A 16,007-nucleotide genomic window follows, 5' to 3' on the forward strand; every position below is an offset into this window, starting at 1 on the left:
TGCCTGCCCACGATGGACAATGGCAGCGCGCGTCCCATAGTCCACCCCATGACCTACGATGTCCTTATCGGCGGCGGTGGCCTGACCGGCACCGCACTTGCCATCGCCCTGTCCCAGTCGGGCCTGTCCGTCGCGCTTGCAGACCCCCGCCCCGCGACAGAGCGTGGCGCGCAGGGCTTCGACGGGCGCAGCTACGCGCTATCGGTCGGCTCTCGGAACCTGCTGCGCGCGCTGGGACTGTGGGAGGCGCTGGCCGACACCGCCGGGCCGATCCTTGATATCCGCATCTCTGACGGGCGCGTTGGCGAAGGCCCGTCGCCCCTCACCTTGCATTTCGACCATACCGAGATCGAGGAAGGCCCCATGGGCCATATGGTCGAGGATCGCCACCTGCGCCCGGCCCTACTGGATGCGCTTGGCGATGTGACGGTGATCGAGGCCGGAGTGACCGCCCAAACCGAGGCCGACGACAGGATCGACGCCCTTCTGTCGAACGGAGATACCGTGTCGGTCCGCGTTCTGATCGCCTGCGATGGCAAGACCTCTGGCATCGCGAAACGCGCGGGCATCCGGCGCACGGGGTGGGAGTACGGCCAAGCCGCTTTGGTCGCCGCCATCGAACATGAGCAGCCGCACAACGGCGTCGCGCACCAGTTCTTCATGCCGGAAGGGCCGCTGGCGATCCTACCGCTGGCTGGCAACCGATCCTCTATCGTCTGGACCGAAAAGCGTGACCGCGCGCGGGCGCTGACCGATCTGGACGACAACGCCTATCTGGATCTTCTGCGTCCCCGCTTCGGTGATTTCCTGGGCGAGATCGCTCTGTCCGGCAAGCGGTTCACCTACCCGCTTGGCCTGTCCATCGCCAACCGCTTCGCCGCACCCCGCGTGGCGCTGGTGGGCGATGCGGCGCACGCGGTTCACCCCATCGCGGGACAAGGATTGAACGCAGGGTTGAAGGATGTGGCGGCGCTGGCAGAAGTTCTGATCGACGCGCGCCGACGCGGTGAAGACATCGGGCGGGTCGACGTTCTGCAACGATACGAGCAATGGCGTCGGTTCGATGTGACGGCACTGGCCGTGGCGACGGATGGGTTCAACCGTCTGTTCTCGAACGACAACCCGCTCTTGCGCGCCGCGCGTGACTTGGGTCTGGCCGCCGTTCAACGCCTGCCCGGTCTGCGCCGCACATTCATACGCGAAGCGGCGGGACTGACCGGCGACCGCCCCAAGCTGCTACAGGGCCAGCGCCCCTAGTCCAGCTTGCGCGCCTCATCGACCAGCATGATCGGAATGCCGTCGCGGATCGGGTAGGCCAGATGCGCGGCCTTCGACACCAGTTCCTGCCGCTCGGCATCGTAGGACAGCACGGCATGCGTCTCGGGGCACACGAGCGACTCCAACGCTTTGCGATTCACTTCGGTCATTGAAGTCGTTCCTCTCCACCGCCTGCGAGGGCGAATTCGATCAACGTCACCAGCGTCTCGCGCCGGGTCGTCAGGTCGGGCGCTTCGAGAAGCGCCTGTTTATCCTCTGGCTCGAACGGGCATAGCATAGACAGCGCGTTAATAAGCAACTCATCTTCTGCATCTGACAGCGACTCCCAATCCGTCTTCAACTCTTCCGCGTCGAAGTAACGGTTCAGCAGTGTCAGGAAACGAGTACGGTCGAAGCCTTCGTCTTTTTCCGGGCGGCCCAGGTCGCGCTGGAAACCGTCCCAAGACACCGCGCATTTGCGGTAGGGTGTGAAGCCTTCGACCTCTTCGCGGATACGGAAACGCGACACACCGGACAACGTGACCATGTAGCGCCCGTCTTCGGTTTCGCTCATGCCGGTCAGACGGCCTGCACAGCCGATAGAGTGTAGCCGCGCCTCGCCGCCCGGCGTCTCACGCGGCTGGATCATGCCGATCAGCCGCGCTTCCGTTTTCATGCAGTCTTCGATCATCGCCAGATAGCGCGGCTCGAATATGTGCAGGGGAAGTCTTCCACGCGGCAGCAGCAATGCGCCGGGAAGCGGGAAGACCGGGATTTCCGAAGGCAAGTCTGCGGTGTTCAGCATGTCAGGCGACGTAGGCCGCTACCCGCATCAGGCAAATATCAACGAAGACAATCGACGGCGACCTTTCAACGCAATCGGATCCTGCGGCGGCAGCGCTTCGAAAATGGTGAAGAGCTGCGTGCGCGCGGCGTCTTCGTTCCAGTCGCGGTCGCGGCGGAACAGTTCCAGCAATTCGTCGACCGCCTCTTCGGTCTGGCCGGTGGCGTACAAAGCCTGAGCCAGATCGAACCGAGCTTGATGGTTCGCCGGATCGGCGTCGACCTGCGCGCGCAGATCGTCCACCGGGCCAGCGTTCGCGGCTTGCTTGGCCAGTTCCAGTTGTGCGTGCGCGGCTTCCAGTTCGGGGGCTTTGGCGATGGACACATCGGCCCCGTTCAGGATCGCTTCCGCCTGCTCCAGATCGCCCATGGCAATGTGCGCGCGCACGAGACCGGCGTAGGCGGCCGGGTGGTTCGGCTCTTCGCCCAGGATGCCCGCGTAGATCTGCGCGGCGTCGCTGGCGGCACCGGACTCCAGCATCTCATCGGCGGCGGCGACGGCCTCGCCTAGACCGTCGCCCTCTGCCTCGCCCCCCGATTGGGCGATCAGGCGATCGACGAAGGCCTTGATCTCGGACTGGGGCTGCACGCCCTGAAAGCCGTCGATCGGCTGGCCTTTGTAGAATGCGTAGACCGTCGGGATGGACTGGATCTGCAGTTGCGCCGCGATCTGCTGCGCCTTGTCCACATCGACCTTCACCATCTTCACCGCGCCTTTCGCGGCGCGCACGGCGTCTTCCAGCATCGGGCCAAGCGTTTTGCACGGGCCGCACCACGGCGCCCAGAAATCGACGATGACGGGCACCTCCTGGCTGGCCTCGACCACGTCGGCCATGAAGGTGGCTTCTGTCGTGTCCTTGATCAGATCGGTGTCCGCTGCGGGCTGGCTGCCGCCGAGTTCGAGCATGGGTGGTCCTCTCGTATCCGTGTTCCTGCTTTAGATGGGCGGTCTGCCCGGGTTCTCAAGCCAATGGCAGGTCGAAGGTGGCAAAGACCGGTGCGTGGTCCGACGGCTTTTCCCACCCACGGGCATCACGTCGAACCCGGCTGCCATACGCGGCCCCGGCGATATCCGGTGTGGCCCACAGGTGATCGAGGCGGCGTCCCTTGTCGGCGGCGTCCCAATCCTTGGCGCGGTAGGACCACCACGAATACAGTTTACCTTCCGGGATGTCGGCGCGGGTCACATCGACCCAACCACCAGCCTCTTGCGCCTCTCCCAGCGCGGCAATCTCGACCGGCGTATGGCTGACGATCTTCAGCAGCTTCTTGTGGTCCCAAACGTCATCCTCACGCGGGGCGATGTTAAGATCGCCCACAAGGATGCTGCGTTCGGGGACCTCGGCGCGGAAGGCGTCGCGCATGTCGGTCAGGTAATCCAGCTTCTGCCCGAACTTCTCGTTCACCTCGCGGTCCGGCACATCACCGCCCGCAGGGACGTAATAATTGTGGATCACGACGCCATTCGGCAGGGCCGCCGACACGTGCCGCGCGTGACCCAGATCGGCATGATCCAATGCTGACACTTCGCGCAAAGGCACCTTCGACAGGATCGCAACGCCGTTGTAGCCCTTCTGCCCGCGTGCGATGCAATGGCCGTAGCCCAGCGCCTCGAACGAGGGCAGCTTGTCCACCGGCGACTTGCACTCTTGCAGGCACAGCACGTCGGGCGCGTCCTCGGCCAACAGACGTTCGACCAGGCCGGCGCGCAAACGGACCGAGTTGATGTTCCAGGTGCAGATCGTGAAAGGCAACGGCGTTCTCCTGTGGTGCGCGGCCTCTCTAACGGGCACGCGACCCGATGTCACCGGAACGCGGGAGGGCCTCACCCGTTGGTCCGCCAAACCAACCGGAGACCGATATGACCCGAACCTTCGCCCCTGCCGTCGCCCTTGCCGCGGCTCTTTTATCATCGACCGCCATGGCACAGGAAACCGTCGGCTCGATCGATGGCATCCTTGACGGACGCCAAGTGTCATTCGTCGTGATGGATGGAGAGGACGCACAGACCGGCTGGAGTGACACCGAAGACGGCATCCAGGTAACGCTGGACGCCTACCCCGCCGACAGCCCCATGTCCGACGAGAACCGGCTACTGATTGAGTTCACCGCCCAGACCGCCACGCGAATGCCGGAAATGACCGAAGGCACTGTGACCCTGACACGCGGAGACGATCCGCTGACCGCGACGGACGATGCGATAGACCTGTCGCTGAACAATTTGGAGGTTCAGGGCGAAAGCCTGTTGGTCACGGCAAACATTCGCGTCACCATGGCCCAAACCGAAGAGAACGTCTCTGTCGTGTCGCCAGCGGGCGTGACCATGTCCGCTGACCTTCAAGCGACCGTCATCCGCGCCGAGGACTGATCGGGCCGCGACGATGCGACACGAAAAAGGGGCCCGCGGGCCCCTTCCTTACATCGACAGACGGTAGCCGCCGGTCTCGGTAACCAGCAGCCGCGCATTCGACGGATCGGGCTCAATCTTCTGACGCAAGCGGTAGATGTGCGTCTCCAACGTGTGGGTCGTGACGCCCGCGTTATATCCCCAAACCTCATGCAGCAGCACATCGCGCGGCACGACACCGTCAGGCGCGCGGTAGAGGAACTTGAGGATATTCGTTTCCTTCTCGGTCAGCCGGATCTTCTTGTCGGCCTCGTCCAGCAGCATCTTTTGCGCGGGACGGAACGAATACGGCCCAAGCTGGAACACCGCGTCTTCGGACTGCTCATGCTGGCGCAGTTGCGCGCGGATGCGGGCCAGAAGAACGGGGAACTTGAACGGCTTGGTCACGTAATCGTTCGCACCCGCGTCCAATCCAAGGATCGTGTCGGAATCGCTGTCATGACCCGTCAACATCAGCACCGGGCACTTCACGCCTTGCTTGCGCATCAGTTTGCACAACTCACGCCCGTCCGCGTCAGGCAGACCTACGTCGAGGATCACCAGATCGAACAGGCCCTCTTTGACCTTATCCATCGCGTGCGCGGCTGAATCGGCCTCGAACACGTCGAAATCCTCTGTCATGACCAGTTGTTCGCTCAACGCCTCGCGCAGATCGTCGTCGTCATCGACCAATAGTATTTTCTTCAACGTGCTCATGTTCGAATCTCCTTGGTCCGACAACGCGCAGATGTGATCGTGGTTCACTCTGCACAACCGATGCGACAATCGCTCACGGATGCGTGGCCGCACGGGCGGTTTTATTTCACTTTCCTGCATCCTGTGCCTATCCCGTTGCCGATGGACGCTTTAGCCCCCCTGCCCCACGAACGTCGCACCCGCGCCCGGACCGATCTGGCGATGGGGTTGCCGATAATCATGACGAACGGCCCGCAGCGGATGCTGGTCGCGGCGGCAGAGGCTTTGTCTCCTCAACGGCTGGCATGGATGGTGCAGGACGGGACCGCCGAACTGGCGCTGACGCAGTGGCGAGCGGAAACGCTAAAAATTCGCGTGTACGATGACGATCTCGCCCGTATCGTGTTGGCCCCTGACACCGATCAAGCCGCGTTGAAAGCACTGATCGACCCCGTCGACGACTTGGCGACACCGATGAAGGGACCGTTCCGCGCCAGCCGTGAAGGTGACGCATCCATCGCGCGGGCCGGGCTGGCGCTGGCGAAGTCGGCACGCATTCTGCCCGCGGTCATCCTTCGGCCGGCCTTGCACGCGCACCCCGACCTGACGCAGATCGACGTGGCCGATCTGACCGCCACTCCACAACAACGCCCCATCGACGTGGTGGCCGCGCGCCTGCCCTTGGCTGTGGCCGAAGACACCGTTCTGCACGTCTACCGCCCCGGTGACACGGGGCCGGAGCATTACGCGCTGGAAATCGGCCGCCCCGACCGCGCAGCCCCGGTCCTGACGCGCCTGCACTCGGCGTGCTTCACGGGCGACGTGTTGGGCTCTCTGAAATGCGACTGCGGTCCGCAACTGCACGCGGCGATGGAGGGGATGGCCGCACAGGGCGGCGGCGTTCTTCTCTATCTGAACCAAGAGGGGCGCGGCATCGGGTTGGCCAACAAGATGCGCGCCTACGCTCTTCAGGATCAGGGGTTCGACACGGTCGAGGCGAACCACCGGCTGGGCTTCGACGATGATGAGCGTGACTTCAGCGTCGGGGCGGCGATGCTGCGCCATCTCGGGATCGGCAGCGTGCGGCTGATGACGAACAACCCCCGCAAGCTGGCGCGGCTGCAGGTGGAAGGCATCCATGTGGCAGAGCGTGTGCCGCTGTGGGTCGGCCAGAGCCAGCACAACCGCGATTACCTGCGGGTGAAAGCAGATCGCTCGGGTCACCTGGAATGAGCGTTCGTGACATGGTGCTGACGCCCACCGGCCTGCGCTTTGCCGGTCGGTGCATTCCCTGCACGATTGGACGCGGCGGGGTGACGGACCGCAAAGCAGAGGGCGACGGCGCGACGCCAACGGGCGTGCATCGCATCGTCGGGATGCTGTATCGGCCTGACCGGATCGCCCGCCCGACGGATTGGGCAGTGCCGATCCACCCGCGCGACATCTGGTCCGACGATCCCAGCGACCCGGCCTACAACACAATGGCCATAGCCCCGTCGCGGTTCTCGCACGAATCCCTGCGGCGTGCCGATCCTCTGTATGATCTGGTGATCCTGACGGATTGGAACTGGCCCATGGCTGTGCCGGGTCGTGGCTCGGCGATATTCATTCACCGCTGGCGGCGACGTGGCTATCCAACGGAAGGCTGCATCGCGATGGACCCGCGCGACCTGCTGTGGGTCGCCCAACGCATCGGGTTCGAAACGCGACTGATCGTCTAGGGGCGTTCGCCAAAGATAGCAGAGCCGACGCGGACATGGGTCGCGCCCAGTCGCACGGCCGTCTCGAAGTCACCGCTCATGCCCATGGACAGGCCGGTCAGGCCGTTGCGCTCCGCGATCTTGGCGAGCAGGGCGAAGTGCAGCGCAGGCTCTTCGTCCACCGGCGGGATGCACATCAGCCCCCGAATCGGAAGGTCCAGATCGCGGCAGGTCGTGACGAATGCATCCGCGTCGGCGGGCATCACACCGGCCTTCTGATCCTCTTCGCCGGTGTTCACTTGAACGAACAGATCGGGGCACTTGCCCATTTCCTGCGCCAGCCGGGCGATGGTGGTCGCCAGCTTGGGGCGGTCGAGCACGTGGATCGCGTCGAACAGCTCCATCGCGGCGCGGGTCTTGTTGGTTTGTAGCGGGCCGATCAGGTGCAGGTCGCAGGCGCCGTATGTGTCGCGGAAGCCTGGCCATTTGCCGTCGGCTTCCTGCACGCGGTTCTCGCCAAAACTGCGATGCCCTTCGTCCAGCACGGCTGCGACACGCGCGTCCGGCTGCTTTTTCGACACGGCGATCAGCGTCACGTCACCGGGATCACGCCCACAGGCCGTGGCGGCGGTAGCGATTCGCGTCTGTATATCGGTCAGTCCCATGGCACGCGTTCTGGCCGAGGGCTGCGCAAAAGAAAAGGGCGGCTCTGTAAAGAGCCGCCCGATCCGTCATCCAATCCGCGAGGAATTAGAAGTCCATCGAGATACCGAAGGAGTAGGTGTCGAAGTCGTTGTCGTCACCATCGGGATCGTTGTAGCCGTAGCCGAACTCCAGAGCGGCACCGCCACCCAGGTCGTAGTTGGCGACCAGACCGAAGCCTTCGTCTTCGCCACCGTCGTCGAAGTCGTAGATGCCGTAGTTGGCGGCGACCAGGATTTCGCCGAAGGTATAGCCTACTGCGATACCAAAGTGATCGGCGTCGAAATCGACGTCGTTGGTGCCATCGTTGGCTTCGCCGTTCAGCTCGGAGTAGTTCAGGATAACCTGAAAGCCCGCGACGGTGGTGTCGAGGCTGATGCCGAAGATGTCGACATCAAAATCCGCCGAGTCTACGCCGTCGCTGAAACGCAAGTCGGCCTGCTGGTAGCCAATACCAGCGCCGAAATCGAAGCCAGCGAAGCTGCCGGAGTAACGCATGCCGACGCCCAGGGCCGGATCACCATCAACATCGACTCCATCGACGTCCAGACCGAACACGGTTCCGTCGACTTCACCATCGACGCCCAGAGCCGCACCGCGGATACCTTCATCTTGGATCTCGGCGGACACGGCGAAGGAGAAATCACCGAAGGTGTAGTCGTAACGCGCGACCTGACCGTCGTAGATGCCGTCGAGGCCGGCGTTGCCGTTGTAACCAACGTGCTCGTGGTCATCGGCGATGGAGGAGCCGATGATGGCTTCCTGAAGAGCGAAGTCCAGCGCGCCGTCGGTGTCGCCCATGGTCAGCGTGCCGTAGACGCCGGAAACGAAGATGACAGCGCCGCCATCGTCAGAGTCGTCGTCGGTCGCGCCGACGCCGGGACCGTCAACGTCGGACAGTTCAACCTCGGCACCGAAGGTCAGGCCGGCATCGGTTTCACCGGCCATGGTGAAGACGACGTTGATGTCGGTGTGGAACTGCAGGTCACCGTCATCGATGTCATCGTCGGCGTTTACACCGAACACACCCATTTCGGCGGAACCAGAGATGTCCACGTCGGCCATTGCGAAGGCCGTCGAGGCGACCAGAGCCGTGGAGGCGAGAAGAAGATTTTTCATGTTTTCCCTCATGATCTAAAATCGGCCCCAAGAGGTTTGCCTCGTGGGTACGGATGCTGATTGCGCTTTTTGGTGGAACGACTCAATGCGCAGCGATCAGTCGGGGATCAGGTCTTTTCAGATGGTGCAGCTATGTCACACCGCCCATTGCGGGCAACAGATGCTGGCACCGCCACGAAAAACGGCCGCCCGAAGGCGACCGTTTCAGAACAATCGGCAAGAGAGCCGATCATGTCACCACGATTAGTCGTTCAGCAGGGCGTCGATCTGGTCACACTTTTCCGACTCATCGGCGGAACCGGCGGTCAAAAGAACGCCAGCGACCTGCGCCATGGTCAGGTCCATGATCTGCTCGTCGTCGACTTCGTAGTCACAATCGGCAACGGCTTCGGCGAACTTCGACTGAACCATCGTCATCTCTTCGGTCATGTGCGCGGCGGCGAAAGCGGCCGGAGCAGCGACGAGAGTGGCGGCGGCGAGGGTGATGATACGCTTCATAAGAGTAGTCCTTTTACTTCGTTCTGTTGTGCCCCGACGGATCGGGGCGGCTATGCACACTCGGGCGTGAACCGGCCGAAGCCGGACCCTGTAAACTCGCATCTAAATCGTAACTACATACAGTCACGTATGTGGCCCAAAAAAAGTTCCAAGACACGAACTTTCCACGTTGGGCCCTCTGATGCCTGTTCAATCAACCCGCCTGCCGGGATTTGGTTCCTTGCCCGATGCAAATCACTCGGTTAGTCACGCAGAGACATTGTTATATAGAGGACGGCGTCATGCAGGGATCGACCCCTTTGAGGATCGTCGCGGCGCTTGCGGCGGTCGCGATCGTGGCAGGCTGCGGAAACCGTGAGGGCAACCTTGCGCAGCGCGAGGCCCGCGCGAATGCTCTGGGCGTGAACGAAGAGCGGTCGACCATCTTCGACCTGTTCCTGAACGTCGATGACCCGAACCGCACTGTCGAGGTGAACAAGTATATCTGGACCGCCGCGCAAGAGGTTCTGGACTTCCTGCCGCTGGAAACCGCCGATCCGTTCTCTGGCGTGCTGGTCTATGGCTACGGCACCCCGCCGGGTGGTGGGCAATCCTACCGCGCAACCGTCTTCGTGCAGGACCCCGCTTTGGACGCCCGGTCGCTGAATGTTGCCATGGCCACCCGTAGTGGTCCCGTCACCCGCGCCACCAGCCAGGCCATCGAGGATGCGATCCTGACCCGCGCCCGCCAATTGCGCCTGGGCGACGACGCGCTTTAACCGGCCAGTTCTTCGATCCACTGGAACTGCGCGGGCAGGCACACCCGCTTGAGGTCGTAGTCGCGCAGCACCCGTGCGCGCGCCGCGGCCCCAAGATCACCGCGCAGCTCCGGGTCTTCGATCAGCTCTTCGACGCAGTCGACCAGCGCCTCCTTGTCGAAGAAGTCGAACATCAGCCCGTTTTCGCCATCCGTGATCGCTTCGCGCACCGGAGCGGTGTCGCTGGCGACAATGGCGCACCCGGCACTCATCGCTTCCATCAACGACCATGACAGGACGAACGGATACGTCAGATAGACGTGCACCATGCTGACCTGCAGCAGCTTGGTGAAATCCTCGCGCCCGATTCGACCCGTGAAGTGCACCCTGTCCCAGTCGGCGTCGGAGATTTGATCCCCCACCTCGGCCAGCATCTTCTGCTTCCAGGTGCCGCCCTCTTTCGGCGCACTGCCGTAACTGACGCCATCTTCGCCGACGAGCACGACCTGCGCATTGGGCCGCCGCTTCAGCAGATCAGGCAGCGCGCGCATGAATACGTGGAAGCCGCGATACGGCTCCAGATTGCGGTTTACGAAGGTCACGATTTCATCCCCGGCGGCGAAGGGGGGATGGCCCTCCAGTTCCAGCCGGGCCACGGGGTCGGGCTTGATCGTATCGGTGTCGATGCCATCGAACACGACGCTGATCTTGTCGCGCAAGGCGTCGGGATGGCCGTCCGCCTGCCAAAAGGTCGGCGCGATTCCGGCATCGGCGGCTTCCAGTTGCAAGCGCATGGCAAGGTTCTTCATTTCGACACGCGGCCCGCGCCCAAGCTCTGTCGCACTGTCGAACTCTTGGTCGAAGCCAATGTCCGCGCCGCTTTCACGATAGTAGAACTCGCAGAACACACCGATCCGTGCGTCGGGCCAGACGTGCCGCAGGTACATCGCCTCTCCCCAGCCTGAATGCGCGACGATGACATCGGGCGACAAACCACGGTCCTTCAGCGCCATGCACGCACGATAAACGATGGCTCCGCGATCCGCCGCGCGGTTCAGCGTGTTCACCCACGGATGCAACACGTGATTCTTCGGCGCGTCGTACTTATAGGCGATCACCTCGACCCCGCGCCACTTGATCGATTTTTCGACCCGGCTTGTCAGCGCGACAACCCGGTGCCCCGCCTGCGCCAGCGCCGGGGCCAGATGTGCGAATTGACCCGGAAAGTTCTGGTGTAGGAAAAGAATGTTCATCGCATGCTCGGTAATCTGTTTTGGACGCGTGATGCCGTAAAATTGGGGCGATGATAAGGAGCATTGGCTGGACCCTGCCCCCGTGCGCTCCTATCAAGTCCCGCAACACACCGAAGACCATCCCGAAGGGGCGCCCATGGACCGCTACGACGCAGCCGCCATCGAACCGAAATGGCAGCAGGAATGGGAGCGCGCAGGCTGCTTCACCGCCAAGCGCGATGCCGCGAAGCCGAAGTACTACGTGCTGGAGATGTTCCCCTACCCATCCGGCAACCTGCACATCGGTCACGTGCGCAACTACGCGATGGGCGATGTGGTCGCGCGCTATAAGCTGGCGACCGGCCATGCCGTGCTGCACCCGATGGGCTGGGACGCGTTTGGCTTGCCTGCTGAAAACGCAGCGATGGAACGCGGCGTGCACCCCGAAGGCTGGACGCGCGAGAATATTGCCAACATGAAGGGGCAATTCGGCCGTCTTGGCCTGACGCTGGATTGGTCCCGCGAATTCGCCACCTGCGATCCGGACTACTATGGCCAACAGCAGGCCATGTTTATCGACTTCCTGGAAAAGGGCCTCGTGTACCGCAAGAACGCGGTGGTGAACTGGGATCCCGTGGACATGACCGTTCTGGCCAACGAACAGGTCGAAGACGGGCGCGGCTGGCGGTCCGGCGCGTTGGTGGAACGGCGTGAGCTGACGCAGTGGTTCTTCAAGATCAGCCAATATTCCGACGATCTGCTAGGCGCGCTCGACGGCTTGGACAACTGGCCCGACAAGGTCAAATCCATGCAGCGCAACTGGATCGGCAAGTCGCGCGGCCTGCAATTCGGCTTCAAGCTGGACGACGCGGCCGACGGCTTTGACACGATAGAAGTCTACACCACCCGCCCGGACACCCTGCTGGGCGCGTCTTTCGTCGGCATCTCTGCCGATCATCCGCTGGCAAAATCGCTGGAAGGCGACAATCCGCAACTGGCCGCCTTCAACGCCGAGTGCCGCAAGATGGGCACCGCCGAAGAAGACATGGAAAAGGCCGAGAAGCGCGGCTTCGACACTGGCTTGACCGTCACACATCCGCTGGACCCGGACTGGCACCTGCCCGTCTTTGTGGCCAACTTCATCCTGATGGACTACGGCACGGGCGCGATCTTCGGCTGCCCCGCCCACGATCAGCGCGATCTGGAGTTCGCGCGCAAATACGACCTGCCGGTGATCTCGACCTTCCAGCCGGTCGCGGGAGAGCACATCAAGCCAGAGAATGACGGCACGCCCTACGTCCCGCCGAAGACCGAAACCGTGACCTACATCAAGCTGGTCGCAGGCGCTCCCGAACAGACCGGCGAGCAAGCCATCGACGCGGCGATTGCCGAGGCCGAGCGTCTGAACATCGGCAAGGGCGTCACCAAGTTCCGGCTGCGCGACTGGGGCCTGTCGCGGCAACGCTACTGGGGCTGCCCGATCCCGGTGGTGCATTGCGATGCCTGCGGTGTGGTGCCCGAGAAGAAAGAGAACCTGCCGGTCGAGCTGCCCAAGGACGTGTCCTTCGACCGCCCGGGCAATCCGCTGGACCGGCATGATGACTGGCGCAATGTGCCCTGCCCGTCGTGCGGCGCGGACGCCAAGCGCGAGACCGACACGATGGACACCTTCGTGGACTCAAGCTGGTACTACGCGCGCTTCACCTCCCCCGGTGCAGAAACGCCGACCGACCCCGAAGACGCCGCCTACTGGATGAACGTCGACCAATATATCGGTGGCGTCGAGCACGCGATTTTGCATTTGCTGTACTCCCGCTTCTTCGCCCGCGCGATGAACGAGGCCGACCACCTGCCCGACGCCGCCCGCGAACCCTTCGACGCGCTGTTCACGCAGGGGATGGTGACGCATGAGATCTACATGACCGAAGAAGACGGGAAGAAGACCTATTACTTCCCGCACGAGGTGACGAACGGCAAACTTGCCGACGGGCGCGAGGTCAAGGTCATCCCCTCCGCCAAGATGTCCAAGTCCAAGCGCAACGTCGTGGACCCGGTCGAGATTATCGACCGCTTCGGGGCCGATACCGCACGGTGGTTCGTCCTGTCCGACTCGCCCCCCGAGCGGGATGTCGAATGGACGGACGCAGGTGCAGAGGCCGCATCGAAGCACCTCGCCCGCGTGTGGCGCACCGCCATGGCCGCCCGCGATGCGGCAGAGACGGGGCAGGGTGACGAAGACTTGCTGCGCGAGATGCACAAGACCATCCACGACGTGACGATGGGCGTCGAAAGCTTCGGCTTCAACGCGGCCATCGCGCGGCTCTATGCTTTCGCGGCGACGCTGCAGAAATCCAAGGCGGGACGCAAAGCACAGGTACAGGCGGCGCGCACGCTTGCGCAACTCATGTCCCCCATGACACCGCACCTGTCCGAAGAAATCTGGCAGGCGCTTGGTGGCGAAGGGCTGATCGCAACCGCCGCTTGGCCGAAGGCCGATCCGGCGATGCTGGTGGAGGACGAGGTGACGCTGCCGATCCAGGTGAACGGAAAGCGCCGCGACGAGATCCGCGTGCCCAAGGACATGCCGAAGGACCAGATAGAGGCAAAAGCTTTGGCCTCTGACGCGGTTCAGCGTAGCCTTGACGGGAAGGAACCGAAGAAGGTGATCGTCGTGCCGGGGAAGATCGTGAATGTCGTGGTGTAAAGCAGCCTGCCTGACCCTTCTGCTGTCGGCTTGCGGGTTCACCCCCGTCTACGGCCCCGTCGGCGTTGCCCGTGGCCTGACCGGAGAGATCGCAATCGACCCACCGCGGGACGAGACCGGCTTCGTTTTCGTCAAAAAGCTGGAGGAACGGTTGGGCCGCGCCAGCAGCGCGCGCTACCGTCTGGCCGCCGATCTGGATGTCTCGGAAGAGCGTCAGGGCATCACGCCATCGAACGATTCGACGCGGGTGCATGTCGTCGGGACGCTGGACTACCAGTTGCTGCAGGCGGGCACGAACGCCCCCGTGCGCAGCGGGCAGATCACAAGCTTCACTGCCTATTCCGATCCCGTCTTCACCGACACGCGCGTCACAATCGCGGGCAATCCGGTCACCGTCCGCGCGGCACGGCGCGACGCGACCGAACGGCTGATGACGATTCTTGCCGACCGGTTGACGGCCGAACTGCAGGCGTCCGCCGCCGATTGGCGGCAATGAAGCTGAACGCCCGCGACGCGAACGCCTGGATCGCGAAGCCCCCGCCCGACCGCCCCGGCACGCTGATCTACGGCGAAGACGCGATGCGCGTTGCGCTGAAACGGCAGGACCTTGTGGCGAACCTCGCCGGTCCCGGTGCGGACGAGGAAATGCGCCTGACACGCATCGCCGCCGCCGATCTGCGCAAGGAAAAGTCGCTGCTGTCGGATGCGCTGAAGGCGCAGGGTTTCTTCCCCGGCGCACGGGTTGCACTGGTGGAAGACGTCACGGCCCACAATGCCGACCAGATCGTCGCGGCGCTGAGCGATTGGAAACCGGGCGACGCGCATATCGTCGTGACGGGCGGGCAGCTGAAGCCGACCAACGCCATTCGCAAGACGTTCGAGAAACACCCCAGCGCCGTCGCCATCGCAATCTATGACCAGCCCCCCGACCGGGCAGAGATCGAAGGTTGGATCAAGGACGCGGGCCTTGCCCCCGATCGCGACGCCATGGGCGCGCTGATGGAAATCGCGCAAGCTGTCGGGCCAGGCGACCTGCGTCGGATGATCGACAAGCTGGCGCTCTATAAGCACAACGATCCGGCCCCGCTGACGCCCGATGACATTGCCGCCTGTGCCCCGGCCTCGACCGAGGCCGAGCTTGACGACGTGTTGAACGCCGCCGCCGATGGGCGCACCGGGCAAATCGGCCCGATCCTTGCGCGGCTGGAAGCGCAGGGCGCGCAGCCGGTGGCCTTGGTGATCGCCGCCACCCGCCACTTCCGCACTTTGCACGCCGCCGCCGCTGATCCCGGCGGCCCGGCGTCGGGCATCGGCAAGCTGCGCCCGCCGGTCTTCGGGCCCCGCCGCGACGCGATGCTGCGACAGGCCCAGCGTTACGGGATGCACCGGTTGGAAGACGCGCTGCGGCTTCTGACCGACACCGACCTGACCCTGCGGTCTACCGCCCGCGCCCCGCAGATGGCGCTGATGGAACGCACACTCATACGCCTTGCCATGATGGGACGACGCTGATGCTGACGCTTTACGGAACCTCGAAAACCCGCGCCTTGCGGCCCCTGTGGCTGCTGGAAGAACTGGGCTTGGATTACACCCACGAGCCGACGCCGCCGCGCCATGACGCGCTAAAGACGCTCAGCAATCTGGGCAAGGTGCCGGTGCTTGACGCCGACGGTACCGCGATCACCGACTCAACGGCGATCCTGACCTATCTGGCGGATCGCGAAGGCCGCTTTACCGCCCCCGCCGGTACGCTTGCGCGGGCCGAGCAGGACGCGCTGACCTTCATGGTACTGGATGATCTGGAAGGCCAGCTTTGGACGGCAGCCAAGCATAGCTTCATCCTGCCCGAAGAGCGCCGCGTTCCAGCCGTGAAAGAGACCGCGCGGTGGGAGTTCTCGCGCTACGTCGACAAGCTGATGGAACGCCGCAAGGGACCGTGGCTGATGGGCGACGAAATGACGATTCCCGACATCATCGCCGTTCACTGTGGTGGCTGGGCCAAATCCGCGAAGTTCGAGACGGATAACGAGGATTACGTCGCCTACATCAAGCAGGGTCGCGCCCGCGAGGCCTTCAAACGGGCTGCCGCGCTGCCCTGACGCGGGAACGAAGACGCCACCGCTTTGTTGCCAC

The 16,007-nt window shown here is 63.5% G+C and carries 18 protein-coding genes; 9 read left to right on the top strand and 9 right to left on the bottom strand.

Annotation, left to right across the window (positions count from 1 at the left end):
* Positions 1-12 precede the first annotated feature (12 nt).
* On the top strand, positions 13-1,257 hold the full coding sequence (locus tag FIU81_RS14315; RefSeq protein WP_124110403.1) for an FAD-dependent monooxygenase: 1,245 nt from the start codon (positions 13-15) through the stop codon (positions 1,255-1,257).
* Here the strand turns inward: FIU81_RS14315 and FIU81_RS14320 are convergent.
* From FIU81_RS14320 to FIU81_RS14335, 4 genes are read right to left on the bottom strand one after another with little or no spacing between them, the layout of a single operon-like run.
* Positions 1,254-1,427, bottom strand: a complete 174-nt coding sequence (locus tag FIU81_RS14320) for a Trm112 family protein (RefSeq protein ID WP_124110402.1) — start codon at positions 1,425-1,427, stop codon at positions 1,254-1,256. The genes FIU81_RS14315 and FIU81_RS14320 overlap by 4 nt on opposite strands.
* Positions 1,424-2,062: an LON peptidase substrate-binding domain-containing protein gene (locus FIU81_RS14325; RefSeq protein WP_124110401.1), complete on the bottom strand. Its 639-nt coding sequence runs from the start codon at positions 2,060-2,062 to the stop codon at positions 1,424-1,426. Before FIU81_RS14325 ends, FIU81_RS14320 begins: the two co-directional genes overlap by 4 nt.
* 27 nt (positions 2,063-2,089) lie before the next feature.
* Positions 2,090-3,007: a thioredoxin gene (trxA, locus tag FIU81_RS14330; protein ID WP_124110400.1), complete on the bottom strand. Its 918-nt coding sequence runs from the start codon at positions 3,005-3,007 to the stop codon at positions 2,090-2,092.
* A 55-nt stretch (positions 3,008-3,062) separates the two neighbouring features.
* Positions 3,063-3,854 (bottom strand): exodeoxyribonuclease III, encoded by a 792-nt coding sequence (locus FIU81_RS14335; protein ID WP_124110399.1) that lies wholly within the window; start codon positions 3,852-3,854, stop codon positions 3,063-3,065.
* A gap of 107 nt (positions 3,855-3,961) precedes the next feature.
* On the opposite strand from FIU81_RS14335, the gene FIU81_RS14340 reads away from it, so the two are divergent.
* The gene (locus FIU81_RS14340; protein ID WP_124110398.1) at positions 3,962-4,468 is read left to right on the top strand and encodes a hypothetical protein; all 507 of its coding nucleotides are present in this window, start codon (positions 3,962-3,964) and stop codon (positions 4,466-4,468) included.
* Positions 4,469-4,516: 48 nt separating this feature from the next.
* Here FIU81_RS14340 and FIU81_RS14345 read toward each other — a convergent pair whose 3' ends face one another.
* Complete coding sequence (locus FIU81_RS14345) at positions 4,517-5,203, bottom strand: response regulator transcription factor (protein ID WP_124110397.1); 687 nt, start codon at positions 5,201-5,203, stop codon at positions 4,517-4,519.
* Between the two features lie 141 nt (positions 5,204-5,344).
* Here FIU81_RS14345 and ribA point away from each other — a divergent pair, with 141 nt between their 5' ends.
* Entirely contained in the window at positions 5,345-6,415 is a 1,071-nt protein-coding gene (gene ribA / locus FIU81_RS14350; protein ID WP_124110774.1) for a GTP cyclohydrolase II, read from the top strand.
* Complete coding sequence (locus tag FIU81_RS14355; protein ID WP_124110396.1) at positions 6,412-6,903, top strand: L,D-transpeptidase family protein; 492 nt, start codon at positions 6,412-6,414, stop codon at positions 6,901-6,903. Before ribA ends, FIU81_RS14355 begins: the two co-directional genes overlap by 4 nt.
* Here the strand turns inward: FIU81_RS14355 and FIU81_RS14360 are convergent.
* From FIU81_RS14360 to FIU81_RS14370, 3 genes are all read right to left on the bottom strand, one after another.
* A complete protein-coding gene (locus FIU81_RS14360) occupies positions 6,900-7,547 on the bottom strand; it encodes a YggS family pyridoxal phosphate-dependent enzyme (RefSeq protein WP_124110395.1) in 648 nt (215 codons plus the stop codon). The two genes, FIU81_RS14355 and FIU81_RS14360, sit on opposite strands and share 4 nt — an antisense overlap.
* An 85-nt stretch (positions 7,548-7,632) precedes the next feature.
* Complete coding sequence (locus FIU81_RS14365) at positions 7,633-8,703, bottom strand: porin (RefSeq protein ID WP_172971484.1); 1,071 nt, start codon at positions 8,701-8,703, stop codon at positions 7,633-7,635.
* Between the two features lie 243 nt (positions 8,704-8,946).
* Entirely contained in the window at positions 8,947-9,201 is a 255-nt protein-coding gene (locus FIU81_RS14370) for a hypothetical protein (RefSeq protein WP_124110393.1), read from the bottom strand.
* Between the two features lie 281 nt (positions 9,202-9,482).
* Here FIU81_RS14370 and FIU81_RS14375 point away from each other — a divergent pair, with 281 nt between their 5' ends.
* Positions 9,483-9,959 (top strand): DUF3576 domain-containing protein, encoded by a 477-nt coding sequence (locus FIU81_RS14375; protein WP_124110392.1) that lies wholly within the window; start codon positions 9,483-9,485, stop codon positions 9,957-9,959.
* On the opposite strand, the gene FIU81_RS14380 is transcribed toward FIU81_RS14375, so the two are convergent.
* Positions 9,956-11,191: a glycosyltransferase family 4 protein gene (locus FIU81_RS14380; RefSeq protein WP_124110391.1), complete on the bottom strand. Its 1,236-nt coding sequence runs from the start codon at positions 11,189-11,191 to the stop codon at positions 9,956-9,958. The genes FIU81_RS14375 and FIU81_RS14380 overlap by 4 nt on opposite strands.
* Before the next feature lie 136 nt (positions 11,192-11,327).
* Between FIU81_RS14380 and leuS the strand changes: the two genes are divergently transcribed.
* From leuS to FIU81_RS14400, 4 genes are read left to right on the top strand one after another with little or no spacing between them, the layout of a single operon-like run.
* Positions 11,328-13,874, top strand: coding sequence for a leucine--tRNA ligase (leuS, locus tag FIU81_RS14385; protein ID WP_124110390.1), 2,547 nt, complete (start codon positions 11,328-11,330; stop codon positions 13,872-13,874).
* Entirely contained in the window at positions 13,861-14,370 is a 510-nt protein-coding gene (gene lptE, locus FIU81_RS14390; protein WP_124110389.1) for an LPS assembly lipoprotein LptE, read from the top strand. Before leuS ends, lptE begins: the two co-directional genes overlap by 14 nt.
* Entirely contained in the window at positions 14,367-15,386 is a 1,020-nt protein-coding gene (holA, locus tag FIU81_RS14395; protein WP_124110388.1) for a DNA polymerase III subunit delta, read from the top strand. The genes lptE and holA overlap by 4 nt, the downstream gene beginning before the upstream one ends.
* Positions 15,386-15,973 carry a glutathione S-transferase family protein gene (locus FIU81_RS14400; protein ID WP_124110387.1) on the top strand — a complete coding sequence of 196 codons (588 nt, stop codon included), beginning with the start codon at positions 15,386-15,388 and terminating at the stop codon, positions 15,971-15,973. Before holA ends, FIU81_RS14400 begins: the two co-directional genes overlap by 1 nt.
* Positions 15,974-16,007 lie beyond the last annotated feature (34 nt).

The sequence above is a fragment of the Palleronia sp. THAF1 genome, assembly GCF_009363795.1.
Lineage (GTDB): Bacteria > Pseudomonadota > Alphaproteobacteria > Rhodobacterales > Rhodobacteraceae > Palleronia.

Coding starts and splice junctions, on each gene's coding strand:
- FIU81_RS14340 (WP_124110398.1), top strand. CDS start 3,962: ATGACCCGAACCTTCGCCCCTGCCGTCGCCCTTGCCGCGGCTCTTTTA.
- FIU81_RS14320 (WP_124110402.1), bottom strand. CDS start 1,427: ATGACCGAAGTGAATCGCAAAGCGTTGGAGTCGCTCGTGTGCCCCGAG.
- FIU81_RS14345 (WP_124110397.1), bottom strand. CDS start 5,203: ATGAGCACGTTGAAGAAAATACTATTGGTCGATGACGACGACGATCTG.
- FIU81_RS14400 (WP_124110387.1), top strand. CDS start 15,386: ATGCTGACGCTTTACGGAACCTCGAAAACCCGCGCCTTGCGGCCCCTG.
- FIU81_RS14315 (WP_124110403.1), top strand. CDS start 13: ATGGACAATGGCAGCGCGCGTCCCATAGTCCACCCCATGACCTACGAT.
- lptE (WP_124110389.1), top strand. CDS start 13,861: ATGTCGTGGTGTAAAGCAGCCTGCCTGACCCTTCTGCTGTCGGCTTGC.
- FIU81_RS14370 (WP_124110393.1), bottom strand. CDS start 9,201: ATGAAGCGTATCATCACCCTCGCCGCCGCCACTCTCGTCGCTGCTCCG.
- holA (WP_124110388.1), top strand. CDS start 14,367: ATGAAGCTGAACGCCCGCGACGCGAACGCCTGGATCGCGAAGCCCCCG.
- FIU81_RS14375 (WP_124110392.1), top strand. CDS start 9,483: ATGCAGGGATCGACCCCTTTGAGGATCGTCGCGGCGCTTGCGGCGGTC.
- leuS (WP_124110390.1), top strand. CDS start 11,328: ATGGACCGCTACGACGCAGCCGCCATCGAACCGAAATGGCAGCAGGAA.
- FIU81_RS14380 (WP_124110391.1), bottom strand. CDS start 11,191: ATGAACATTCTTTTCCTACACCAGAACTTTCCGGGTCAATTCGCACAT.
- ribA (WP_124110774.1), top strand. CDS start 5,345: ATGGACGCTTTAGCCCCCCTGCCCCACGAACGTCGCACCCGCGCCCGG.
- trxA (WP_124110400.1), bottom strand. CDS start 3,007: ATGCTCGAACTCGGCGGCAGCCAGCCCGCAGCGGACACCGATCTGATC.
- FIU81_RS14355 (WP_124110396.1), top strand. CDS start 6,412: ATGAGCGTTCGTGACATGGTGCTGACGCCCACCGGCCTGCGCTTTGCC.
- FIU81_RS14325 (WP_124110401.1), bottom strand. CDS start 2,062: ATGCTGAACACCGCAGACTTGCCTTCGGAAATCCCGGTCTTCCCGCTT.
- FIU81_RS14360 (WP_124110395.1), bottom strand. CDS start 7,547: ATGGGACTGACCGATATACAGACGCGAATCGCTACCGCCGCCACGGCC.
- FIU81_RS14365 (WP_172971484.1), bottom strand. CDS start 8,703: ATGAAAAATCTTCTTCTCGCCTCCACGGCTCTGGTCGCCTCGACGGCC.